The sequence below is a fragment of the Pseudomonas sp. 25 R 14 genome, from assembly GCF_900004755.1.
GTDB classification, from domain to species: domain Bacteria; phylum Pseudomonadota; class Gammaproteobacteria; order Pseudomonadales; family Pseudomonadaceae; genus Aquipseudomonas; species Aquipseudomonas brenneri.
Genome location: NZ_CVTS01000031.1, coordinates 203,729 through 227,792 on the forward strand (window position 1 = coordinate 203,729; position 24,064 = coordinate 227,792).

A 24,064-nucleotide genomic window follows, 5' to 3' on the forward strand; every position below is an offset into this window, starting at 1 on the left:
TCAGAAACACTTACTGAGTCCCTATCCCTGACGCGTCTTGCTAATCGAGAAGTATTCGCATAAACAAAAAACGCTCAGCGAAGGGATCACCACAATGTCTGCAATCACCAAAGGGCGCACCACCGGCAGCCGGTTGGCCCTGGCCATTCACTTGGGTCTGTTTGCCAGCGCAGGGCAAGCCTACGCCGCCGCTCCTGTGGCTGGCGCTTCGCAACCTGCGACGCTGATGTTCGATATTCCCGCCCAACCTCTGGGCGGCGCAGTCCTGGCCTTTGCCGACCAGGCCGGCCTGCAGGTGCTGTTCGACAGCCCGCGCCTGCAAGGCCTCAGCAGCACCGCGCTCAAGGGCCAGTACAGCGCCCAGGAAGGCCTGGGGCGTTTGTTGGGCAGCGCACCGGTGGAGTATCGCTTTACCGGCGAACGCCAGGTCACCCTCAATCGCGTCAGTGTCGAACAGGACAGCGCGTTGACTGTCGGCACCACCACCATCAACGCCAATACCAACGGCAAGCCCAGTGACTGGGTGTACGAAACGCCGCGCTCGGTGGCGGTGATCACCCGCGAGCAGATCGACAAGCGCCCACCCCGGCATGCCGCCGATATGCTCGAAGAAACTGCTGGTGTCTACACCGCCGTCAACCAGCGTGACCCTGGCCTGTCGGTGAATATCCGTGGGGTGCAGGACTACGGCCGGGTGAATATGAACATCGATGGCATGCGCCAGAACTTCAACGTCAACGGCCACCAGCAGCGCAACGGGACGATGGTGATCGACCCCGAATTTGTCTCCAGTATCGAGATCGACAAGGGCAGCCAGTCGGGCATGGGCGGCGCGGCGGTGCTCGGCGGGATTGCGTCCTTCAAGACCCTGGACGCCAGTGAGTTTTTGGCCGATGGCAAGGAGTACGGCGGGCGTCTGCGCGCGGGTAACGGCATCGGCAAACTGGGCAATGGTACTAACTTTAACGGCAGCGGGGTGTTTGCCTTTGGCGATGAGCGTGGCGATGTGCTGCTGGGCTACAGCGAGCGGCACTTTGGCGATTACCGCGCCGGTACCAACAACGACCAGAAACTGGGCACCAACCTGCGCGCGCGCAAATACCAACCCGAAGCGTTTGACGATTGGTTGAACAGCGAAGTCGGCGATATGGGCAGCGTGACCCGTTCACAGATCGTCAAGCTGGGCTTGAACCTGCCCAACGATCAGCGCGTGCAACTGAGCTACCTGCAAACCGACAGCGACAGCAACGACGCCTGGGCCTATACCGCCGACGATGGGCAAAGCGTTTACTACCAGCGCGTGAGCAAGAACAACCTCAACGCCAAGAACGTCGCGTTGGACTACAGCTACATCCCGGACAACCCACTGATCGACTTCAAGGCCAAGGCGTATTACGTCACGACTCAATTGGAGCGGACCCATGCGCCGAACCTGGCGACGCCGGGCACGGGCAACGAGGTCGGCGGCTACACCGACCACTTCCAGACCGACACCTGGGGCTTGCAGGCCGACAACACCTCGCGCTTCGATTTCAATACGCTGGGACAGGTCAAATGGAACTACGGCCTGGAGATGTACCAGGACGAATTCAAACCGCGTACCAACAAGGTCGAGGCGGTCAACCTCCAGGGCTTGCTGCCGTATGTCGAAGGCGCCACCCCGGGCGGCAAGCGCACCATCGCCAGCCTGTTCAGCAATCTGCAATACGAGTACGACAACTGGCTGACCCTGGATGCCGGCCTGCGGTACGACCGCTATCGGCTTGAGGGTCAAACCGGGATGACCCTCTACAAGCGTGACCGTTTCTACAACAGCCTGGTGGGCGCCAAGCGGGTGGCCGAGGTGTTTGATATCGACAATGAAGAAGGGCACTTCTCGCCCACCTTTGGCATCGGTATCAAGCCGGGGCTTGAGTGGATGCAACTCTATGCGCGCTGGGGCAAGGGCTGGCGCCCGCCGGCAGTCACGGAGACTTTCATGACCGGTCGGCCCCATGGCGGCAACTCGTCAGAGCGGGTGTTTCCCAACCCTTATCTGAAGGCTGAAGAGTCGCGGGATTGGGAAATGGGCGTCAACGTGTTCAAGGAAGGGTTGTTTTTCAACGACGACCGCCTGGGCATGAAGGTCGCCTACTTCGATACCAAGATCGAAAACTTCTCATTCCTCAACCACAGCGTCAGCTTGCCGGAAACCAGCATTGGCGGTTTCCTGGGGACCATGGCCTACGTCAACAACACGGCGCCGACGCGCTTTCGCGGCATGGAATACCAGCTCAACTACGACATGGGCCGGGCCTACGCCAACTTGAGCTACACCCACATGATCGGCAGTAACGACTTCTGCTCGAAGAACTATTACATGGGCGGCGCCAAGACCAGCGGGCCCCGGACCACACGTATCGAATCCTACATTCGCCCGGATGGCCGCCCGGGCATCCGGCCGGTCACGACCTATGAAGTGCTAGATGACGATGTTGCCAACAATAAGGAAAGCTGCGGCCGGATCATGGGCAACGCTACTTATATGCCAGCAGATCGCGGCTCGTTGACCCTGGGCGCGCGGTTCCTGGAAAAGCGCCTGGATACCGGGGTGCGAGTGCGCTACAGCTCGGGCAACGGCGCCAACCTCAACCAGCAGGGCTACGAGTTCATCGACCAGGCACTGTGGCCGCAATACACCCTCTATGACCTGTATGCCAGTTACTGGATGACTGACCATTTGAACCTTGGCATAGCCCTGGAAAACGCCACTGACGAAGCCTATTTCGTTGCCATGGGCGACGCCAACAACCTCAGCCTGGCGCGCGGTCGCACGTTGAGCGGGATGCTGGAATACAAGTTTTGATCAAGGTGTTTGAGCCCGTAGGTCCTGGGCATTCGCGGTTACAACCCGGCATTTGAAGCCGTACCAATCGTTACTAGTCTGTGAGGCAGCCCTGGCAATTAGAAGGCGCCGGTTGTCGGTTGGTGCTCGATAAAGCGCTGATCGCTGAAAAATAACCTAACGGATGGGTTACGATGAGAGTAGGCACTTACAAGGGACATGTGATTGCAGTGTTGCTCCGGGATGAGCATTGCCCGCCGCACGTACGTTGTGGAGCGGCGAACCATTTTGAATCTGGTGAGGGCGCCAGGTTCCGTGGAGATTGAGTTATGAAAATTGTAAAAGCCAAAGTCCGACCCGATGCACCTATCACTGAGACCGATATTGATAAGGCCGTGACCCGTGGGCGCAAGCTCAAGCGGGTGTACGCCAATGCCAGTTCCGTGCGCTACGAAGATGACTGCATCTCCATCGGCTTCGGCGACGGCAGCCGCATTGTGTTGCCGGTGGCCGGCTTTGCGGAGTTCGAAGGTTTTTCTGTACAGGACTTCCAGAAGCTTGAGGTCGGGTTTGGTGGCAAGGCGCTGTGCTGTGAGGGCCGAGACCTGCATGTTTCCATCAGCGGCCTGATTGCCACGAGCCAGCCCTTGATGGATCTGGCCGCGAGCATGGTGGCATCGCGCAATGGTCGTAAAACCAGTGCTGCCAAGTCCGAAGCCGCCCGTGCCAATGGTAAGAAGGGTGGTCGGCCGCGTAAGGAAGAATAAGTCGGGGAATACCCGCCAATCCAATGTGTACGGGCTTATGTGGGAGCGGGCTTGCTCGCGAATGCGGTGGGTCAGCCAACTACTTGGCAACTGACCCACCGCCATCGCAGCCTCGCCGGGGCTCGAAAACTCCCACATTTCTGGATCTGCTGTGCCCTGACGGGTTAGCGCCGGGTCAGCAGGACGCCCGACTCCATATGGTGGGTCCACGGGAATTGGTCGAACATGGCACAACGGGTGATGCGGTGCGTGTCATGCAGTTGCGCGATGTTGGCCGCCAGCGTTTCCGGGTTGCAGGAGATGTACAGGATGTTCTCGAAGCGCCGGGTCAACTCGCAGGTGTCCGGGTCCATGCCCGCGCGAGGTGGGTCGACGAATACGCTACCGAACTCGTAGCTCTTGAGGTCGATGCCGTGCAGGCGTCGGAACGGCCGCACTTCGTTCAGGGCTTCGGTCAGTTCTTCGGCGGACAGGCGCACCAGGGTGACGTTATCCACCGCGTTTTCATCGAGGTTGCTCAGGGCAGCATTGACCGACGTCTTGCTGATCTCGGTGGCCAGCACCTTGCGCACGCGGGTCGCCAGGGGCAGGGTGAAGTTGCCATTGCCGCAATACAACTCCAGCAGGTCATCACTGCGATCGCCCAGGGCGTCATAGGCCCAGTTGAGCATCTTCTGGTTCACCGTGCCGTTGGGCTGGGTGAAGGCGCCTTCGGGTTGGCGATAGCTGAAGGTGCGACCGCCGACAGCGAGTTTCTCGATCACGTAGTCGTGGCCGATCACATCACGCTTGCCCTTGGAGCGGCCGATGATGCTGACGTTCAGGTCGGCAGCCAGCTGGTTGGCAGCGGTGTGCCAGTGTTCGTCCAGCGGGCGGTGATAGCACAACGTGATCATCGCGTCGCCGGCCAGGGTGGTGAGGAACTCCACCTGGAACAGCTTGTGGCTCAGGGCGGCGCTGGCTTGCCAGGCAGCCTTGAGTTGCGGCATCAACTGATTGATGCGCAGGCTGGCGATGGGGAATTCTTCGATCAGGATCGGCGTGCGCTTGTCGTCCTGGGAGAACATCGCGTAGTGGCGCTGGCCACCTTCGCGCCACAGGCGGAACTCGGCGCGCAGGCGGAAGTTCTGCAGGGGCGAATCGAAGACCTGCGGCTCGGGCGCGTCGAACGGCGCGAGCAGGTCACGCAAACGCGTGACCTTGTCTTGCAGTTGCAGGGCGTAACTTGCTGCATCAAAAGTCATGCGGGGAACCAGCCTAGCTTGATCACGAACAGGATCGACAGAATCACCAGCGCTGGGTTGAGTTCACGGTAGCGGCCCGTAAGCAGCTTGATACCGGTCCAGGCGATGAAGCCGAAGGCGATGCCGTTGGCGATGGAGTAAGTGAAGGGCATCGCCAGGGCGGTGATCACCACCGGCGCGGCAACAGTAATGTCGTCCCAGTCGATTTCCGCCAGGCCCGAGGTCATCAGCACCGCGACAAACAGCAGCGCGGGAGCGGTGGCAAACGCCGGGACGCTGGCCGCCAGCGGCGAGAAGAACAGCGCCAGCAGGAACAAGATCGCCACCACGATGGCGGTCAGGCCGGTGCGGCCGCCGGCACTCACGCCAGCAGCAGACTCGATGTAGCTGGTGGTGGTCGAGGTGCCCAGCAGTGAACCGGCCATGGCGGCGGTGCTGTCGGCGATCAGGGCGCGGCCCATTTTCGGCATGTGGCCGTCCTTGCCCATCAGGCCGGCGCGCTTGGCGACGCCGATCAGGGTGCCGGAGTTGTCGAACAGGTCAACGAACAGGAAGGCGAAGATCACGCTGATCAAGCCCACGTCCAGGGCGCCGGCGATGTCCAGCTGCAGGAAGGTCGGGGCCAGGGACGGTGGCATCGATACCACGCCGCCGAATGGGGTCACGCCGAGCGCGATGGCTGCGATGGTCACCGCGAGGATGCCGATCAGCACCGCGCCGCGCACTTTCAGGGCTTCCAGGGCCACGATCAGGAAAAAGCCCAGGGTCGCCAGGATCGGTGCAGGTTTGGCCAGGTCGCCCATGCCCAGCATGGTCGCCGGGTTGCTGACCACGATCCCGGCGTTATGCAGGGCGATCAGCGCCAGGAACAGGCCGATACCGGCGGCAATCGCCGAGCGCAGGGGCAGCGGGATCGCATTGATGATCCATTCGCGGATGCGGAAGATCGACAGCAGGAAAAACAGCACGGCGGAGATAAATACCGCACCGAGCGCCACTTGCCAGGTATGGCCCAGGTGCAGGACCACGGTGTAGGTAAAGAAGGCGTTCAGGCCCATGCCCGGTGCCAGGGCGATCGGGTAGTTGGCGATCAGGCCCATGATCGTCGAACCGATGGCCGCCGCCAGGCAAGTGGCGACAAACAGCGCGCCCTTGTCCATGCCGGTCTCGCCGAGGATGCTCGGGTTGACGAACAGAATGTAGGCCATGGCCAGGAACGTTGTGATACCGGCGAGAATCTCGGTACGCACGTTGGTGTTGTGTGCCTTGAGTTGAAACAGCTTTTCCAGCATGCCTGCTCCCTGTGGCGCGCTTGGCGCCGTGATTTGTTGACCTCAAAGTCAAAGCACAAACTGCGCCAAGCGCCGCGTGTTTTCTAGAGAGGATCGGAAAAAGCGGCGCATCATACCAGCAGGTCGACGGCCTGTGGCGCCCAGCCTCGGTTTTGTTGAGTGTGGCCTTGAGGCATACTCCGTCGACGTTCAGTCCTGAGTCATCCAAAGCATGAAAAAAGCCATCGCGTGCAGTCTAGCTCCGTTCGCCTGTATCGGCCTGTGGCTGGCGGCGGCACCGGCATGGGGCGCGCCTGCACCGGCCTTGAGCGAGGTGCGGGTGTTCCAGGTGCAGTCCCAGGCGTGCAACGAGTCCATCGCCGAGGGCGCCGACAGCACCCGGCAGTGCCAGCACCGTGGGCCGACGCAGGTCTCGGTGATGGAAGTGGGCCTTGGCAATAATTCCATCGCCACCTTTGATGGGGCGCGGCTTGCGGGGCGCAGTACGGCTATCTGCCAAGTCGGCTCCAGCAGCCAGGCGTGCAATGGCGCTGGTACGTTGATGGGCTACGTCTATGTCTTTGACGTGGATATCCGCGCAGCGGGCTGGTTCGAGTACAGCAACACGTCCATCAATGTGCCGCGCAACACCTTGAAGACTCAGCTACGCATCCAGTAATGGCCCCATGTAATTACAGGGTCAGGGCGCCTCGGCCGGCGTATGCATGCGGTCCCGCTTGGCCAGCGTCGGGAACAGTTTGATCCACACCCCGGTCACCACCAGCGTGCCGACCCCGCCCAGCACCACGGCGGGCACCGTGCCCAACCAGTGGGCGGTAACGCCGGACTCGAACTCGCCCAACTGATTGGACGCCCCGATAAACAAGCCATTGACCGCACTGACCCGCCCGCGCATTTCATCGGGGGTTTCCAGTTGCACGAATGAGGCACGGATCACCATGCTGATCATGTCTGCTGCCCCCAGCACCACCAGCACCGCCAGGGAGAACCAGAACGAGGTGGACAGGCCGAAGGCAATGGTCGCCACGCCAAACACGCCGACGGCGGTAAACATCACACGGCCCACGTGCCGGTCCACGGCAAACCGCGCCAGCCACAACGACATCAGCAGCGCGCCCACCGCTGGCGCCGAACGCAGCAGCCCCAGGCCCCATGGGCCGGTCAACAGGATGTCCTTGGCAAACACCGGCAGCAACGCGGTGGCGCCGCCCAGCAGCACGGCGAACAGGTCCAGGGAGATCGCCCCGAGGATGTCCGGCCGGCTGCGGATAAAGCGAATCCCCGCCAGCAACGAGTCCAGCGTTGCCTTGCCTTTGTTCAGCGGGGTTTGCCGCGCCGGCAGGTTGAGGGTCAGCACACAAGCAATCAGGTACAGCAGCACCGTCGGGCCATACACCCAGGCGCTACCGAAGGCATAAAGCAAACCGCCCAGGGCCGGCGCGACGATGGTTGCCGATTGCTGGGCCGACTGCGCCGCTGCCACCGCCCGTGGGAACAGGGCACTGGGCACGATGCTCGGCAGCAGGGCCTGGGTGGTGGGCATTTCGAAGGAGCGGGCAGCGCCGAGCAGGAACGCCAGGATAAAAATCATCTCGCGGGTGACATTGCCCGTCAGGCTGCCAATCACCAGCGCCAGGGCGATCATCGCCTGCAACGTCTGGCAAATGGCGGCGACCTTGCGTCGTTCGTAACGGTCGGCGACATGCCCGGTGTGCAGCATGAACAGCACCCGCGGTACAAACTCCACCAGGCCTACCAACCCCAGGTCCAGCACGTTGCCAGTCAGTTGATAGAGGTTCCAGCCGATGGCCACGGTGAGCATCTGGAAGCCACTGGCGGTAAAAATCCGGGCCAGCCAGAACGCTATAAAAGGGCGGTGATGACGTAACAGCAGCGGGGTTTCACTGGGCATCGGCAGGGACTGGACTGAGCGTGGGGAAAGGCGAGATTAGCACCAACCTGTAACAAATAGTTGCTGCTTCGGAAATATCCTTAGCAAGGCATCTATTTTGCTGAGTCAACCTGTCACGCGGCAAAAGACCACACAGTCCAACCTGGAAAATGGGACTACTCTTTCATCGTTGCTTGATCCAGATCAATGCTGACTTGAGTGTTGTGCTGGCGGCCGCAAGGCCAGAATCCCTACGTGGTTGGTAAAAAAAGAACGAATTGCAATTCGCCACACTCCATATCCGTGGGGGCAGTGGGTGCAGGCCTCCCTGCTTGCAGCCGGTATTACCTGACAGAGGAAGACTTATGTTCGGTTTGGAGGCGCTAGATCTCGCCCGAATTCAATTCGCGTTCACCATCTCGTTCCATATCCTGTTCCCGGCCATCACCATTGGCCTGGCCAGTTACCTCGCGGTGCTGGAGGGCCTGTGGCTCAAGACCCACAACGATACCTACCGTGACCTCTACCACTTCTGGTCGAAGATCTTTGCCGTCAACTTCGGCATGGGCGTGGTCTCGGGCCTGGTCATGGCCTATCAGTTCGGCACCAACTGGAGCCGCTTCTCGGACTTCGCCGGTTCCGTCACGGGGCCCTTGCTGACCTATGAAGTGCTCACCGCGTTCTTCCTTGAAGCGGGCTTTCTTGGGGTGATGCTGTTTGGCTGGAACAAGGTCGGGCGCAAGCTGCACTTCTTTGCCACGGTGATGGTGGCCGTCGGTACGTTGATCTCGACGTTCTGGATCCTTGCCTCCAACAGCTGGATGCAGACCCCGCAAGGTTTTGAAATTATCGATGGCCGGGTGATCCCTACCGATTGGCTGGCGGTGATCTTCAACCCCTCGTTCCCCTATCGCCTGGCACACATGGCCACGGCGGCGTTTGTCGCTACCGCGTTCTTCGTCGGCTCCTCGGCGGCCTGGCACTTGCTGCGGGGCAAGGACAACCCGGCGATCCGCACCATGCTGTCGATGGCAATGTGGATGGCGTTGATCGTCGCACCAATCCAGGCGGTCATCGGTGACTTCCACGGCCTCAATACGCTGAAGCACCAACCGGCGAAAATCGCCGCCATCGAAGGCCACTGGGAAAACATCGGCAATGAGCCGACCCCGCTGATCCTGTTCGGCTGGCCGGACATGAAGGAGGAGCGGACCAAGTACAAGGTGGAAATCCCCTACCTGGGCAGCCTGATTCTCACCCACTCCCTGGACAAGCAAGTGCCGGCCCTCAAGGAGTTCCCGCCCGAGGATCGCGCCAACTCGACCATCGTGTTCTGGTCGTTCCGGATCATGGTCGGCCTGGGCATGTTGATGATCTTCACCGGCCTGTTCAGCCTCTGGCTGCGCAAGGGCGGCAAGCTCTATAGCAACAAACCCTTCCTGTACCTGGTGCTATGGATGGGCCCGTCGGGGTTGATTGCGATCCTGGCCGGCTGGTTCACCACCGAAATTGGGCGCCAGCCCTGGGTGGTCTACGGCTTGATGCGCACGGCGGACGCCTCCTCCAACCACAGCGTGGTGCAGATGAGCATCACCCTGGCGCTGTTTGTGGTGGTGTACTTCGCCCTGTTTGGCGCCGGCCTGGGCTACATGATGCGTCTGGTGCGCAAAGGTCCGGTGACCCACGAAAGCACCGAGCCGGCCCACGGTGGCCCCGGGCAGCAACGCACCCCGGCGCGTCCATTGTCGGCGGCCGATGACAGCGGCGACGCCGATCACGGCGACACTCTGAACAAGGGGAATTGAGTCATGGGTATTGATCTTCCGCTGATCTGGGCCGTGATCATCATCTTCGGCATCATGATGTACGTGGTCATGGATGGCTTTGACCTGGGGATTGGCATTCTCTTCCCCTTTATCCCGGGCAAGACTGACCGCGACGTGATGATGAACACCGTCGCCCCGGTCTGGGACGGCAACGAAACCTGGCTGGTACTGGGGGGCGCGGCGTTGTTCGGCGCGTTCCCGCTGGCCTATTCGGTGGTGCTCTCGGCGCTGTACCTGCCGTTGATCCTGATGCTGATCGGCCTGATCTTCCGCGGCGTGGCCTTTGAGTTCCGCTTCAAGGCCAAGGATGACAAGCGCCACCTGTGGGACAAGGCGTTTATCGGCGGCTCGCTGGCCGCCACCTTCTTCCAGGGCGTGGCGCTGGGGGCATTCATCGAGGGCATTCCGGTGGTCGACCGCCAGTTCGCCGGTGGTTCATTGGACTGGTTCTCGCCGTTTGCTTTGTTTTGCGGTGTGGCCTTGATCGTGGCCTATGCGCTGCTGGGCTGCACCTGGCTGATCATGAAGACTGAAGGCAAGTTGCAGGAGCAGATGCACAACCTGGCACGACCGCTGGCGTTCGTGGTGTTGGCGGTGATTGGCATCGTCAGTATCTGGACGCCCCTGGCTCACCCGGACATCGCTTCGCGCTGGTTCACCCTGCCGAACCTGTTCTGGTTCCTGCCGGTGCCGATCCTGGTCCTGGTGACCATGTACGCCCTGGTGCGTGCCGTGGCCCGCAATGCTCATTACGCGCCGTTCCTGTTGACACTGGTGTTGATCTTCCTGGGCTACAGCGGCCTGGGCATCAGCTTGTGGCCGAACATCATCCCGCCGTCGATCTCGATCTGGGACGCTGCCGCGCCGCCGCAAAGCCAGGGCTTCATGCTGGTAGGCACGCTGTTCATCATCCCATTCATCCTGGGCTACACCTTCTGGAGCTATTACGTGTTCCGCGGCAAGGTGACCCACGAAGACGGCTATCACTAGGAGGCGTGCACCATGAGCGGTAAACCTTCACTGGACGACATCGAACAGGCCGAGAAAAAGCCGCTCTGGCAGCGCCTGGGCTGGTTGGCGATGATCTGGACCGGCAGCGTCCTGGCCCTGTTCGTGGTGGCCAGCCTGATGCGCATGTTCATGAACGCCGCTGGCTTGAGCACTCACTGACATCCCACGCTGTCTTGACCCTCCTTGCGGAGGGTTTTTTTTGCGTGGCTTATTTACGGGCCTTGAGGATCACGAACTTTGGCGTCGCCGCCACCTGCTCCACCCCACGGAACAGGCGCGCCAGCTTGCTGTGATAACCCAGGTGGCGGTTGCCGACGATGTACAAGGCGCCGCCGACCACCAGCGCTTCGCGGGCCTGCTGGAACATGCGCCAGGCGAGGAAATCGCCCACCACCTGCTGTTGGTGGAACGGTGGGTTGCACAACACCACGTCCAAAGATTGCGGCTCCTGGTCTGCCAGGCCGTCGCCGGGGCGAATAGTCACTGACCGCTCGCCCAGTGCCGCCTGCCAGTTTTCGGCCGCTGATTGCACGGCCATATAGGACTCGTCCACCAGGGTGTATTGCGCTTCGGGGTTTTGCAGGGCGCTGGCAATCGCCAGTACGCCATTGCCGCAACCCAGGTCTGCCACGCGGGCACTGCCCAGGTTTTGCGGCAGGTGGGGGAGGAAGGCGCGGGTGCCGATGTCCAGGCCTTCGCGGCAGAACACGTTGGCGTGGTTAAGCAATTCGATGGCCGGTACGTCCAGGCGATAGCGCGTGGGGTAGGGCGACACGGCCTGCGGTCGATCAGCCTGGGTGGCGATCAGCAGCCGGGCCTTTTTTACCGCCAGCGACGCGTGCATCGGCCCGATGTAACGCTCCAGCAGTTCACCGGCGGCGCGGGGCAGGTGCTTGACCATTGCGCCCGCGATCACTTCGGCGCCGGGTGCCAATTGGCCTTGCAGACGGATCAGTTGCTCTTCCAGCAGCGCCAGGGTTTTCGGCACCCGGATCAGCACACGGTCGAATGGCCCGTGGGGGATCTGGCTGGCGGGAACCACGGTGACGGCATCGAAGGTCTTGTGATTGCGCACCAGGTTTTTTTGCAGGGCCTGGGTGCCGAGGAACGAATCGCCGCAGGTGGTGACATGCACATGCCCCTCAAGACTGGCCGCCAGTGCGCCAAAGCTGTCATTGAGCACCAGCACGCGGGTGCTGCTGGCCGGTTGCTGCTCGGCCAGGTGGGCGAGCAAATACTCGTCGGCCGCATCGAACGCCTGCAGCGGTTCATTTTGCTGCTCGGGCTGGCGGATCAAGTCGAGTTGGGCGAAGGGGCTTTCGAGCAGGGGCATGGCGGGGGGAACTCTGGATGATCGACGGGTGTTCCCGGCTGGGCGAGGAACCTCCTGAGTGGACTGCGACGTGGGTGTTGAAGGGCTGCGTCATCACTCAGAACTGGCCGTAAATGTTACGTTTTTTTCCAGAGGATTACATTCGGTGTTTTAACCCGCAGCCTTTAAAAGAGGCCATGTTTCACGGCGCTCATCACGGCGGCAATCTTATTGTTGACCCCCAGCTTTCTCATCGCGCTACTGATATGAAACCCCACGGTGCGTTCTGACAGGCACAGGATCGTGGCGATATCGGCCGCCGTTTTGCCCAGTGCCGACCATTGCAGGATCTCGGTCTCGCGACTGCTGAGTTTGCTGGGACACTGGAAATCAGGCGCCTTGGCATATTTCTGTACCGCTACGGTATGCAAGGCATGACATATCCACAGTACCTGGCCGGTTTTCTCGTAGAGTTCATGGGCTTGCACCAGGCCATTGCGCCGCGCCAGGCAGATCATGCTGAAAAAACCGTGGAAGTCATGCACCGACTGTGCCCAGCCATGACTCAGACCGTGGGTTTGGGCATGTGCCCACATGTCAGGGACTGCGGAAAAGGTTTTTTCCTCCCAGACGATCGGTAGCACATTGTGTTTGCAGTGGCTGACCAGCGGGTCCAGTTCGAAGTAGTGTTGTGTTTTGTAGAGGGTGTTCCATTCATCCGGATAGTTGTTGAGGTTGATGTTCTGGGGCGGGCGATAGAGGGCATTGGAGCCCATGGTAAAACCGCAGTATTCGAAGCCTAGCTCATACGTGATGTTCAGGGCCGCTTCGAACATTGTGGTCACTTCATCCTCACCTTCCAGTTTAGGGAGACGTGTGTTGCGCCAGTGGACCATCGGTAACTCTCCATGAGGTACATATTGGTTTGTACATGACGCACTTCCTATAGCGTCACCGGGTCGAGTGTAGGACAGCATCTAAACGCTAGGTGGGATATTTCGCACTTATCGCGGCGGTTTTTAGCAGTTTTGACAGGGGTACAGACGCCAGGAGGCCTGTGTGTGGGACTTCGCCAGATCGTATGAGTCGTAGGTCCGTACAACATGGTCTGTCAGCCTGGCTGGATGCCACTACAAACCGGCGGTGTTTCCGGGCGACACTTTGGGCGACACTAGGGATTACCTGTAGACCGGAGCCCCCCATGACGGCCAGTGCTGAAAAATTCACCCGCCAGACCCTGATTGATGTGCAGTCATTGACCCCCAGCCTGTTCACCCTGCGTACCACCCGCGATCCGGGTTTTCGGTTCACCGCCGGGCAGTTTGTTCGCCTGGGCGTGACCAAGCCCGATGGGAGCCTGGTGTGGCGTGCTTATTCGGTGGTGTCATCGCCCTTTGATGAGTTCCTGGAGTTTTTCTCCATCGTGGTGCCTGGCGGCGAGTTCACCAGTGAACTGAGCCGCCTGCGCGTTGGCGATGAGTTGCTGGTGGAGCGCCAGGCCACCGGTTTTTTGACCTTGAATCGCTTTGTCGATGGTCGCGACCTATGGCTGCTGGGCACCGGCACGGGCATTGCGCCATTTCTGTCGATCCTGCAGGACTTTGAAGTCTGGGAGAAATTCGAGCGGATCATCCTGGTCTACAGCGCCAGGGAAGCCCGGGAACTGGCCTACCAGACACTGATCGCGCAATTGGGTGAGCGTGAATACCTGAGCGAATACGCCCATAAACTCACTTACCTGCCCATCGTGACGCGTGAGCAGCACCCGGGCGCATTGAATGGGCGTATTACCACCCTGATCGAAAATGGCGAACTGGAGCGGGCGGCGGGCGTGGACCTGACGCCGGAGCATTCACGGGTGATGATTTGCGGCAACCCGCAGATGATCGATGACACCCGCCAGTTGCTTAAACAACGGGATATGCAATTGAGCCTGGCCCGCAGACCGGGGCAAGTCGCCGTAGAAAACTACTGGTAGAAAAAAGGCGCCTGGTCAGAGGCGCCTTTTCATGTTGCGAGTCGGTTACAAGGGCTTGTTGTTCTGGGCCTTGAGCAGATCGCGGATCTCCCCCAGCAGTTCCTCTTCCTTGGTGGGCACCGGTGGCAGGGTTGGTGCCACGGCTTCTTCGCGCTTGAGGCGGTTGATGGCCTTGACGCCCATGAAGATTGCGAACGCAATGATCACGAAGTCGATGATGCTCTGGATGAATTTGCCGTAGGCCAGGACTACTGCAGGGATATCGCCCTGAGCGGCCTTGAGCGTTACCGCCAGGTCCCCGAAGTTCACACCGCCGATCAACACGCCGATGGGTGGCATCACTACGTCGCCCACAAAGGATGAAACAATTTTGCCGAAGGCGGCGCCGATGATAATACCGACCGCCATGTCGACCACATTACCTTTGACCGCGAAGGCCTTGAACTCACTGAGCACGCCCATAGGTTATTCCTTGTTACAGTTGAGAGGGGAGAGTGCAGTGTAAGTCAGTCTGCAGTGGCTTGCGCGACACAACTGTTAACACTGTTCGTTGTTATCGACATATTAAATCGCAAATAGTTTGCAAAGTGCCATCATTCGCGCGCGGATTACCCGTGATTTCAGGGCTTTACCAGATTATTTTTTCAATCGGGTAGGTCAGGGTTTTCTATTTATCTTCTGGCGTTCAGGGCTCTAGCCTCTGGCAAGCACCTGTTCGAGTGCAATAAAACAACCAGAGGAACGCCTGATGAAAAACCTTATTAGTCGCAGGTCTATTGCTGCGCGAACTGTATTGATAATTGCCAGTGCCAGTCTGCTTTCGGTGTCTGTACAGGCCGCTAACTTGACGCGCGATAATGGTGCGGCGGTTGGCGATAATCAGAACTCGCAAACGGCTGGCGCGACCGGCCCGGTATTACTGCAAGATGTGCAGTTGATCCAGAAACTGCAGCGCTTTGATCGTGAACGTATCCCCGAGCGTGTGGTACATGCCCGTGGTACCGGGGCCCATGGCACCTTCACGGTCACCGACAACCTCAGCGACCTGACCAAAGCCAAGGTATTTGCCGCAGGCGAGGCCACACCGGTGTTCGTACGCTTCTCTGCCGTCGTCCATGGCAACCATTCCCCGGAAACCCTGCGCGACCCTCGCGGTTTCGCCACCAAGTTCTATACCGCCGAAGGTAACTGGGACTTGGTGGGCAATAATTTCCCCACCTTTTTTATTCGCGATGCGATCAAGTTCCCGGATATGGTGCACGCCTTCAAACCTGACCCGCGCACTAACCTGGATGACGACTCCCGCCGCTTCGACTTCTTCTCCCATGTTCCAGAAGCCACCCGCACATTGACCGAGTTGTATTCGGACTCCGGCACGCCGGCCAGTTACCGGGAAATGGACGGTAATGGTGTACATGCCTACAAGTTGATCAATGCCAAGGGGCAAGTGCACTACGTCAAGTTTCACTGGAAGAGCCTGCAGGGCATCAAGAACCTGGACCCCAAACAAGTTGTCGACGTCCAGGGTCGTGATTACAGCCATATGACTAACGACTTGGTCACCCATATCAACAAGGGCGACTTCCCCAAGTGGGATTTGTATGTGCAGGTCCTCAAGCCCGAAGAACTGGCCAAGTTTGATTTCGACCCCTTGGATGCCACCAAGATCTGGCCCGATGTGCCCGAGCGCAAAGTCGGGCAAATGGTGCTGAACCGTAACCCGGCCAACGTTTTCCAGGAAACCGAGCAAGTGGCCATGGCCCCGGCGAACCTCGTTCCGGGCATCGAACCGTCGGAAGACCGGATGTTGCAAGGTCGGGTGTTCTCCTACGCCGATACGCAAATGTATCGCCTGGGAGCCAACGCCCTGCAACTGCCGATCAACGCCCCACGGATTACCGTCAACAACGGCAATCAGGATGGCGCCATGAACTTCGGCAAGACCACCAGCGGCGTGAACTACCAGCCAAGTCGCCTGGTACCACGCGAAGAGTTGCAAAGTGCGCGTTACAGCCAGATGCCCCTGGCCGGCAGCACCCAGCAGGCGAAGATCCAGCGTGAGCAGAACTTCAAGCAGGCGGGCGACTTGTACCGCTCCTACAGCCAGAAGGAACGCCAGGACTTGATCGATAACTTCGGTGGCTCCCTGGCGACTACGGATGACGAGAGCAAGCACATCATCCTGTCGTTCCTCTACAAGGCCGACCCGGAATACGGCACTGGCGTGGCCAAGGTCGCCAAGGGCGATCTGGCGCGGGTCAAGGCACTGGCTGAAAAGCTGAACGACTGATTAACTCCTCTGTGTAGGCGCGAGCTTGCTCGCGAAGCTCTCAAAGGCACCGCGTAGATTCAGGATTAACGCGGTGCCCTTGCGTTTTTCGCGAGCAAGCTCGCTCCTACAGGGGGCCATGGAGGAATTTGATGATGCGTAGCTTTATAGGAGCGCTTTTGGCCTGTTGGTCCTTGAGTGTGTTCGCTGACCCACAGGCCCTCAAGGCGCAGTTGCAGGACTACTACTTCGATGCCGCCCGGCGTGGCGACGTGGAAATGCTCAATACCTTTATCGAGGCCGGCTATTCCCTGAGTACCGTTGATGACAAGGGCTACACGGCGCTGATTCTCGCCGCCTATCACGGGCAGGGGCCGGCCGTGGAGCGGTTGCTGGCTGCCGGTGCCGATGCCTGTGTCCAGGACAAGCGCGGCAATACCGCGTTGATGGGCGCCATTTTCAAGGGCGAGTTGAAAATCGCTCAGCGTTTGCTGGGTGCCGACTGCAATCCCGACCAGCGTAATGGCGCCGGGCAGACGGCGGCGATGTTCGCCGGGCTGTTCCAGCGCGTCGAATTACTGGATGCACTCAAGGCCAAGGGCGCCGACCTGAACGCCGAAGACCCGGTGGGAAACAGTGCTTCACGATTGGTCAACGGGGAAATCCGGACCCCGGCGCCACGCTGAGCTATCATCGCGGTTTTTCGGTTGGAGGTTCTCAGGTGGCAAAGGCCAAGCGCATGTACGGCTGCACGGAGTGCGGCGCGACCTTTCCCAAGTGGGCGGGCCAGTGTGGCGAGTGCGGTGCGTGGAACACCCTCACGGAAACCATGATTGAAAGCGGCGGTGCGGCGGCGCCTAGCGGTCGCGCAGGCTGGACCGGGCAACAAGCCCAGATCAAGACCCTGGCCGAGGTCAGTGTCGAAGAGATACCGCGTTTTTCCACGGCGTCCGGCGAACTTGACCGGGTGCTCGGTGGCGGTCTGGTGGACGGTTCGGTGGTGCTGATTGGCGGTGACCCGGGTATCGGTAAGTCGACCATCCTCCTGCAGACCCTGTGCAGTATTGCCAGCCGCATGCCGGCCCTGTACGTCACTGGCGAAGAATCCCAGCAACAGGTGGCCATGCGCGCCCGGCGCCTGGGCCTGCCCCAGGACCAACTGCGGGTCATGACCGAAACCTGTATCGAAAGCATCATCGCCACCGCCCGTGTGGAAAAGCCCAAGGTGATGGTGATCGACTCGATCCAGACGATCTTCACCGAGCAACTGCAATCGGCGCCGGGTGGGGTATCCCAGGTGCGGGAAAGTGCGGCGTTGCTGGTGCGCTACGCCAAGCAGAGCGGCACGGCGATTTTCCTGGTGGGCCATGTGACAAAAGAAGGCGCGTTGGCCGGTCCTCGGGTGCTGGAGCACATGGTTGATACAGTGTTGTATTTCGAAGGCGAGTCCGATGGGCGCCTACGCTTGTTGCGGGCGGTGAAAAACCGTTTCGGCGCGGTCAACGAGTTGGGTGTATTCGCCATGACGGATCGGGGGCTGAAAGAAGTCTCCAACCCGTCGGCGATCTTTCTGACCCGTGCCCAGGAAGAAGTACCGGGCAGCGTGGTGATGGCAACGTGGGAAGGTACCCGGCCGATGCTGGTGGAAGTCCAGGCCCTGGTGGACGACAGCCACCTGGCCAACCCGCGCCGCGTGACCCTGGGCCTGGATCAGAACCGCCTGGCGATGTTACTGGCGGTGCTGCATCGCCACGGTGGGATCCCGACCCATGACCAGGACGTGTTCCTCAACGTGGTGGGCGGGGTCAAGGTGCTGGAAACCGCGTCGGACCTGGCATTGATGGCGGCGGTGATGTCCAGCCTGCGTAACCGGCCGCTGCCCCATGACCTGTTGGTGTTTGGTGAGGTCGGCCTGTCGGGCGAGGTGCGCCCGGTGCCCAGCGGCCAGGAGCGCCTCAAGGAAGCGGCCAAGCATGGCTTCAAGCGCGCCATCGTGCCCAAGGGCAATGCGCCGAAGGAGTCGCCGCCGGGGCTGCAGATTATTGCGGTCACGCGCCTGGAACAGGCACTGGATGCCTTGTTCGAATAACCAACAACACCACAAAACCAATGTGGGAGGGAGCAGGCCCCTTCCATATTTTGTCCTGTGTTGTCAGTCAGATGTTCAGCAATTCCCCCAGCTCTCGATGCAGTTCATCCTCATCGCCAAGATTCAGCTCGATCAGCCTGCGCAAATGGGTGATCGAATCCAGGTCGATATGCTCGCAGACAAACCCCAACTGACCCTTGTCGTCATGGGTTAACCGCACTTGCATCTGCACATCGGTCTCGGCGTCCAGATGGATGTCCACATCAAACGGCTCGTCACCCTTGCCCAACCACGGCGCGGGTTTTTGCACCAACAACCCCTTGAGCGATAAATCCACCAGTTGCACCGGCCATTGCTGGCCGTTCTGCTTGAGTTCAGTCCTGGCATCGAAGGCAATCCGCCGAAAACGGCGGCGATCTGACGGCTGGTCGCTCATGGTGAAACCCTCTGTAGATACAGGGATTGTAGCCTTGCGCCATTATCGGGCGTTTATTTCGCTTTTTTTTCACCCCGGCAAGGCTCTAGACCAACGTAGGGGGCTGGTCTTTAGGGCCCAGCGCGCTAAACTCCGGATGGCTGTCTTTCTGTCCAACCTGGCTGGAATATAAAAATGAAAAATAATAATAGCCTGCTACGCCACCTACCCTGGCTGTTGCTGGCAATCGTAGGAGCGTGCGCCCTGGGCGTAGTGGCCTTGCGTCGCGGCGAGGCGATCAACGCCTTGTGGATTGTAGTCGCGGCAGTCGCCATTTATCTGGTGGCTTATCGTTACTACAGCCTGTTCATCGCAAATAATGTGATGCAACTCGATCCACGGCGGGCCACCCCCGCAGTGCTCAACAACGACGGTCTGGACTATGTGCCGACCAACAAACATATTCTGTTCGGTCACCACTTCGCGGCCATCGCTGGCGCGGGGCCGTTGGTCGGCCCGGTATTGGCGGCGCAGATGGGCTACCTGCCAGGTACCCTGTGGCTGATTGCTGGCGTGGTGCTGGCGGGTGCAGTGCAAGACTTCATGGTCCTGTTCCTGTCCACCCGTCGCAACGGCCGCTCCCTGGGGGACATGGTCCGCGAAGAAATGGGCCGCATTCCCGGGACCATCGCGCTGTTTGGCTGCTTCCTGATCATGATCATCATCCTTGCGGTGCTGTCGCTGATCGTGGTCAAGGCCCTGGCCGAAAGCCCGTGGGGCATCTTCACGGTGATGGCGACCATCCCGATCGCGATGTTCATGGGCGTGTACATGCGCTATATCCGCCCGGGCCGCATCGGCGAAATCTCGATCATCGGCGTGTTGCTGCTGCTGGGTTCGATCTGGCTGGGCGGGCAGATTGCCGCTGATCCGGTATGGGCCAAGGCCTTCACCTTCACCGGGATCCAGATCACCTGGATGTTGGTCGGCTACGGGTTCGTGGCCGCGGTATTGCCGGTGTGGCTGATCCTGGCTCCGCGTGACTACCTGTCTACCTTCCTGAAAATCGGCACCATCATCGCCCTGGCGATTGGCATCCTGGTCACCATGCCTGACCTGAAAATGCCGGCGCTGACCCAGTTTATCGATGGCACTGGCCCGGTGTGGAAGGGCGGCCTGTTTCCGTTCCTGTTCATCACCATTGCCTGTGGCGCGGTATCGGGTTTCCACGCGCTGATTTCCTCGGGTACCACGCCCAAGCTGCTGGATAACGAAACCAACGCCCGTTACATCGGTTACGGCGGCATGTTGATGGAGTCCTTCGTGGCCATCATGGCCATGGTTGCCGCCTCGGTGATCGAGCCGGGTGTGTACTTCGCCATGAACAGCCCGGCTGCCGTGGTTGGCAGTGACGTGGTGACCGTGGCGCAGACCGTCAGCAGTTGGGGCTTTGCGATTACTCCGGAAGCGCTCCAGGCGGTGGCCAACGATATCGGTGAAACCACCATCCTGGCCCGTGCCGGTGGTGCACCGACCCTGGCGGTCGGTATCGCACAGATCCTGCACAGTGTGCTGCCGGGTGAAAACACCATGGCATTCTGGTACCACTTTGCGATCCTGTTCGAAGCACTGTTCATCCTGACCGCAGTCGACGCCGGTACCCGTGCCGGTCGCTTCATGCTCCAGGATCTGCTCGGCTCCTTCGTCCCGGCGCTCAAGCGTACCGAGTCCTGGACTGCCAACCTGATCGCGACTGCAGGCTGCGTGGCAATGTGGGGTTACCTGTTGTATCAGGGCGTGATCGATCCGCTGGGTGGCATCAACACCTTGTGGCCGCTGTTCGGCATCTCCAACCAGATGCTGGCCGGTATCGCACTGATGCTCGCCACCGTTGTACTGATCAAAATGAAGCGCCAGCGCTACATCTGGGTCACCCTGCTGCCGGCTGTGTGGCTGCTGATCTGCACCACCACCGCAGGCTTCATCAAGCTGTTCGACGCTAACCCCGCGATCGGCTTCCTGTCGCTGGCCAAGAAGTACAGCGATGCCTTGGCCAACGGGCAGATCCTCGCTCCGGCGAAGAACATCGACCAGATGCAGCACGTGATCTGGAACGCCTACACCAACGCGACGCTGACGGTACTGTTCCTGTTCGTGGTCTTCAGCATCCTGTTCTATGCGATCAAGGTCGGCGTAGCCGCCTGGGGCAGCAAGGAACGCACGGATAAAGAAGCACCATTCCAAGCCATGCCGGACGCGTAATAGAGGGTTGCAAACATGTTCAATGACATTGGTCGCCTCGGTAAATACCTCGGTCAGGCCGCGCGCCTGATGGTCGGAATGCCCGACTACGACACCTACGTCGAGCATATGCAAACCAAGCACCCGGACAAGCCGGTGATGGACTACAAGGCGTTCTTCCGGGAGCGCCAGGAAGCCCGTTACGGCGGCAAGGGCGGGCCCAAGTGCTGTTAAGTTGGTAAAACCGCTTTACCTGTAGGAGCGAGCTTGCTCGCGAAAAACCCAAGGACACCACGTGCATCCAGATAGCACGCGTTATCGTTGACGTTCTTCGCGAGCAAGCTCGCTCCTACAGTTGTTTTTGCGCTCCCATTTTTCAGGAGAATATTTTTGATCTCTCCCATCCCCGTCACCGTCCTCAGCGGCTTCCTCGGCGCTGGCAAGACCACCTTGTTGCGCCACCTGCTCAAGGCCGAACACGGCTTGAAAATCGCCGTGATCGAAAACGAATTCAGCGACGCCGGCATCGACACCCAGCTCCTGGGCGATGAGCCGGTGCAAGTCATGACCCTGTCCAACGGCTGCGTGTGCTGCACCATCCACACCGACCTGACCAAAGCCCTGTACCTGCTGCTCGAACGCCTGGACAGCGGCGAGATCGCCTTCGACCGCCTGGTGATCGAATGCACCGGCCTGGCCGACCCGGCGCCGGTGGCCCAGACCTTTTTCATCGATGAAGAACTGCGCGAGCGCTACATCCTCGACGGCATCATCACCCTGGTGGACGCGGCCCACGCAGAACACCACCTGACGCAGACCATCGCCCAGGCGCAGATCGGCTTTGCCGATCGTCTGCTGGTGAGCAAGCGCGACCTGGTCGACGACGCCAGCTTCGATGCCCTCAGCCAGCGCCTGACCCGCATCAACCGACGCGCGCCGATTCGTGTGGTGGAGCACGGCAAGATCGATCTCGCCGAGTTGCTGGACGTGCGCGGCTTCAACCTCAACGCCGGCATGACCCTGCGCCCGGTCAGCCAGGCGCCGTCTATCGATCGTATCTCCAGCCTGGTGTTACGTACTGACCAGCCGCTGGATATCGACCGTCTCAGCGACTTCATGAACGAGCTGTTGGAAGAGCACGGCAAGCAACTGCTGCGCTACAAGGGCGTGCTGAACATCGCCGGAGAAGACCGGCGCATGGTGTTCCAGGGCGTGCTCAAGCTCTACGGTTTCGATTGGGATACCGAATGGGCCGAAGGCGAGGCGCGGGAGAGTGTGATTGTGTTTATTGCCGATGAGTTGCCCGAAGACAAAATCCGTGCAGGCTTTGCCCGGGTTTACCAATCCTGACCTGAAATGCAGTCAAAAATGTGGGAGCGGGCTTGCTCGCGAAAGCGGTGTATCAGTCGGTACATGCATCAACTGACAGGTCGCTTTCGCGAGCAAGCCCGCTCCCACATTTTGATCTGCATTCCAGGTTCAGATCGGCATAAAAAAGCCCGGCGCAAGAGCCGGGCTTTTCATTCAAGCAACTGCAATCAAGCGCCGTATACCGGCAGCTTCTTGCAGATGGCCTTGACCTTCTCACGGACCGCATCGATCACGGCTTCGTTGGAAAGGTCTGCCAGGATGTCGCAGATCCAGCCAGCCAGTTCCTTGCACTCTGCTTCCTTGAAGCCACGAGTGGTCACGGCCGGGGTGCCGAAGCGCAGGCCCGAGGTGACGAACGGCGAACGTGGGTCGTTCGGTACCGAGTTCTTGTTCACGGTGATGAAGGCTTTGCCCAGGGCAGCGTCAGCATCTTTACCGGAGATGTCCTGCTTGATCAGCGACAGCAGGAACAGGTGGTTTTCAGTACCGCCGGAAACCACGTCAAAACCGCGCTCGATGAACACAGTGGCCATGGCCTGGGCGTTTTTCACCACTTGTTGCTGGTAAGTCTTGAACTCAGGCTGCAACGCTTCCTTGAAGCAGATCGCTTTGGCGGCGATCACGTGCTCCAGCGGGCCACCCTGGGCGCCCGGGAATACCGCGGAGTTCAGCTTCTTCTCGATCTCGGCGTTGGCGCGCGCCAGGATCAGGCCTCCACGTGGACCGCGCAGGGTCTTGTGGGTCGTGGTGGTCACGACGTCAGCGTAAGGTACCGGGTTCGGGTAGACGCCAGCGGCGACCAGACCGGCCACGTGGGCCATGTCGACGAACAGGTAGGCGCCAACCTTGTCGGCAATTTCACGGAAGCGTGGGAAGTCGAGGATCTGCGAGTAGGCAGAGAAACCGGCCACGATCATTTTTGGCTTGTGCTCGACCGCCAGGCGCTCGACTTCGTCGTAGTCGATCAGGCCGTTGCCGTCGATGCCGTACTGCACAGCGTTGTACAGCTTGCCGGAGGACGAAACGCTGGCGCCGTGGGTCAGGTGACCGCCGTGGGCCAGGCTCATGCCCAGGATGGTGTCGCCGCCTTGCAGCAGGGCCAGGTAAACGGCCGCGTTGGCTTGGGAGCCGGCGTGAGGCTGGACGTTGGCGTAATCGGCGCCGAACAGTTCCTTGGCGCGGTCGATGGCCAGTTGCTCAACCACGTCGACGAATTCGCAACCGCCGTAGTAGCGCTTGCCTGGGTAACCTTCGGCGTACTTGTTGGTCAGAACCGAACCTTGAGCCTCCATCACCGCAGGGCTGGTGTAGTTTTCCGAAGCGATCAGCTCAATGTGCTCTTCCTGGCGCACGGCTTCTTGCTCCATGGCGGCAAAGAGATCGGCGTCGTACTTGGCAATAGTCAAATCACGGCTGAACATGGCGGTCCTCAAGGATCGGGGGCAGAAAAGAGGGGCATTCTAACCCAATGGGTTTTAGATGGCATATGAAAGGACATCATGTCGCGGACAAGTGGCGTTCATCCAGAGATGGA

General features: G+C 60.1%; 21 protein-coding genes and 1 pseudogene. 14 read left to right on the forward strand and 8 right to left on the reverse strand.

Annotation, left to right across the window (positions count from 1 at the left end; all coding sequences use genetic code 11):
* Positions 1 to 94: 94 nt before the first annotated feature.
* From BFQ03_RS08045 to BFQ03_RS08050, 3 genes and pseudogenes are all read left to right on the forward strand, one after another.
* Positions 95 to 2,845 (forward strand): TonB-dependent receptor, encoded by a 2,751-nt coding sequence (locus BFQ03_RS08045; protein ID WP_065942816.1) that lies wholly within the window; start codon positions 95 to 97, stop codon positions 2,843 to 2,845.
* A gap of 173 nt (positions 2,846 to 3,018) precedes the next feature.
* Positions 3,019 to 3,090: pseudogene (locus BFQ03_RS31055) on the forward strand (DUF4160 domain-containing protein); the annotation flags it as partial.
* Between the two features lie 63 nt (positions 3,091 to 3,153).
* Positions 3,154 to 3,591, forward strand: a complete 438-nt coding sequence (locus tag BFQ03_RS08050) for a DUF2442 domain-containing protein (RefSeq protein ID WP_065942817.1) — start codon at positions 3,154 to 3,156, stop codon at positions 3,589 to 3,591.
* 164 nt (positions 3,592 to 3,755) lie between these two features.
* On the opposite strand, the gene trmA is transcribed toward BFQ03_RS08050, so the two are convergent.
* Together trmA and BFQ03_RS08060 are read right to left on the reverse strand one after the other, a co-directional pair.
* Entirely contained in the window at positions 3,756 to 4,835 is a 1,080-nt protein-coding gene (gene trmA, locus BFQ03_RS08055; protein WP_065942818.1) for a tRNA (uridine(54)-C5)-methyltransferase TrmA, read from the reverse strand.
* The gene (locus BFQ03_RS08060) at positions 4,832 to 6,127 is read right to left on the reverse strand and encodes an NCS2 family permease (RefSeq protein WP_032861840.1); all 1,296 of its coding nucleotides are present in this window, start codon (positions 6,125 to 6,127) and stop codon (positions 4,832 to 4,834) included. Before BFQ03_RS08060 ends, trmA begins: the two co-directional genes overlap by 4 nt.
* A 211-nt stretch (positions 6,128 to 6,338) precedes the next feature.
* Here BFQ03_RS08060 and BFQ03_RS08065 point away from each other — a divergent pair, with 211 nt between their 5' ends.
* On the forward strand, positions 6,339 to 6,785 hold the full coding sequence (locus BFQ03_RS08065; protein ID WP_032861841.1) for a DUF4879 domain-containing protein: 447 nt from the start codon (positions 6,339 to 6,341) through the stop codon (positions 6,783 to 6,785).
* Positions 6,786 to 6,806: 21 nt separating this feature from the next.
* Here BFQ03_RS08065 and BFQ03_RS08070 read toward each other — a convergent pair whose 3' ends face one another.
* Complete coding sequence (locus BFQ03_RS08070) at positions 6,807 to 8,039, reverse strand: MFS transporter (protein WP_065942819.1); 1,233 nt, start codon at positions 8,037 to 8,039, stop codon at positions 6,807 to 6,809.
* A gap of 344 nt (positions 8,040 to 8,383) precedes the next feature.
* Here BFQ03_RS08070 and BFQ03_RS08075 point away from each other — a divergent pair, with 344 nt between their 5' ends.
* The 3 genes from BFQ03_RS08075 to BFQ03_RS08085 are packed head-to-tail and all read left to right on the forward strand — an operon-like array spanning position 8,384 to position 11,014.
* On the forward strand, positions 8,384 to 9,823 hold the full coding sequence (locus BFQ03_RS08075) for a cytochrome ubiquinol oxidase subunit I (RefSeq protein ID WP_065942820.1): 1,440 nt from the start codon (positions 8,384 to 8,386) through the stop codon (positions 9,821 to 9,823).
* 3 nt (positions 9,824 to 9,826) lie between these two features.
* Positions 9,827 to 10,834: a cytochrome d ubiquinol oxidase subunit II gene (gene cydB, locus BFQ03_RS08080; protein ID WP_032861844.1), complete on the forward strand. Its 1,008-nt coding sequence runs from the start codon at positions 9,827 to 9,829 to the stop codon at positions 10,832 to 10,834.
* A gap of 12 nt (positions 10,835 to 10,846) precedes the next feature.
* Complete coding sequence (locus BFQ03_RS08085) at positions 10,847 to 11,014, forward strand: DUF2474 domain-containing protein (protein ID WP_065942821.1); 168 nt, start codon at positions 10,847 to 10,849, stop codon at positions 11,012 to 11,014.
* 49 nt (positions 11,015 to 11,063) lie between these two features.
* Here BFQ03_RS08085 and BFQ03_RS08090 read toward each other — a convergent pair whose 3' ends face one another.
* Both BFQ03_RS08090 and BFQ03_RS08095 read right to left on the reverse strand, forming a co-directional pair.
* Positions 11,064 to 12,188, reverse strand: coding sequence for a methyltransferase (locus BFQ03_RS08090; RefSeq protein WP_065942822.1), 1,125 nt, complete (start codon positions 12,186 to 12,188; stop codon positions 11,064 to 11,066).
* Positions 12,189 to 12,352: 164 nt separating this feature from the next.
* A complete protein-coding gene (locus BFQ03_RS08095) occupies positions 12,353 to 13,063 on the reverse strand; it encodes a helix-turn-helix transcriptional regulator (protein ID WP_032861846.1) in 711 nt (236 codons plus the stop codon).
* A 305-nt stretch (positions 13,064 to 13,368) separates the two neighbouring features.
* On the opposite strand from BFQ03_RS08095, the gene BFQ03_RS08100 reads away from it, so the two are divergent.
* Positions 13,369 to 14,145: a ferredoxin--NADP reductase gene (locus BFQ03_RS08100; protein WP_032861847.1), complete on the forward strand. Its 777-nt coding sequence runs from the start codon at positions 13,369 to 13,371 to the stop codon at positions 14,143 to 14,145.
* Between the two features lie 45 nt (positions 14,146 to 14,190).
* On the opposite strand, the gene mscL is transcribed toward BFQ03_RS08100, so the two are convergent.
* A complete protein-coding gene (gene mscL, locus BFQ03_RS08105; RefSeq protein ID WP_032861849.1) occupies positions 14,191 to 14,607 on the reverse strand; it encodes a large-conductance mechanosensitive channel protein MscL in 417 nt (138 codons plus the stop codon).
* Between the two features lie 286 nt (positions 14,608 to 14,893).
* Between mscL and katB the strand changes: the two genes are divergently transcribed.
* The 3 genes from katB (at position 14,894) to radA (ending at position 18,503) form a co-directional block, all read left to right on the forward strand.
* Positions 14,894 to 16,435, forward strand: a complete 1,542-nt coding sequence (gene katB / locus BFQ03_RS08110) for a catalase KatB (protein ID WP_032861850.1) — start codon at positions 14,894 to 14,896, stop codon at positions 16,433 to 16,435.
* A 134-nt stretch (positions 16,436 to 16,569) separates the two neighbouring features.
* Complete coding sequence (locus BFQ03_RS08115) at positions 16,570 to 17,100, forward strand: ankyrin repeat domain-containing protein (protein WP_032861973.1); 531 nt, start codon at positions 16,570 to 16,572, stop codon at positions 17,098 to 17,100.
* Positions 17,101 to 17,135: 35 nt separating this feature from the next.
* Positions 17,136 to 18,503, forward strand: a complete 1,368-nt coding sequence (gene radA / locus BFQ03_RS08120) for a DNA repair protein RadA (RefSeq protein ID WP_032861851.1) — start codon at positions 17,136 to 17,138, stop codon at positions 18,501 to 18,503.
* A gap of 67 nt (positions 18,504 to 18,570) precedes the next feature.
* On the opposite strand, the gene BFQ03_RS08125 is transcribed toward radA, so the two are convergent.
* Positions 18,571 to 18,939: a PilZ domain-containing protein gene (locus BFQ03_RS08125; protein WP_032861853.1), complete on the reverse strand. Its 369-nt coding sequence runs from the start codon at positions 18,937 to 18,939 to the stop codon at positions 18,571 to 18,573.
* A 174-nt stretch (positions 18,940 to 19,113) separates the two neighbouring features.
* Between BFQ03_RS08125 and BFQ03_RS08130 the strand changes: the two genes are divergently transcribed.
* From BFQ03_RS08130 to yjiA, 3 genes are all read left to right on the forward strand, one after another.
* On the forward strand, positions 19,114 to 21,180 hold the full coding sequence (locus tag BFQ03_RS08130) for a carbon starvation CstA family protein (RefSeq protein ID WP_065942823.1): 2,067 nt from the start codon (positions 19,114 to 19,116) through the stop codon (positions 21,178 to 21,180).
* Positions 21,181 to 21,195: 15 nt separating this feature from the next.
* A complete protein-coding gene (locus BFQ03_RS08135) occupies positions 21,196 to 21,393 on the forward strand; it encodes a YbdD/YjiX family protein (protein WP_032861855.1) in 198 nt (65 codons plus the stop codon).
* Positions 21,394 to 21,549: 156 nt separating this feature from the next.
* Entirely contained in the window at positions 21,550 to 22,509 is a 960-nt protein-coding gene (gene yjiA / locus BFQ03_RS08140; protein ID WP_032861856.1) for a GTPase, read from the forward strand.
* 188 nt (positions 22,510 to 22,697) lie between these two features.
* On the opposite strand, the gene glyA is transcribed toward yjiA, so the two are convergent.
* Complete coding sequence (glyA, locus tag BFQ03_RS08145) at positions 22,698 to 23,951, reverse strand: serine hydroxymethyltransferase (RefSeq protein WP_032861858.1); 1,254 nt, start codon at positions 23,949 to 23,951, stop codon at positions 22,698 to 22,700.
* Positions 23,952 to 24,064 lie beyond the last annotated feature (113 nt).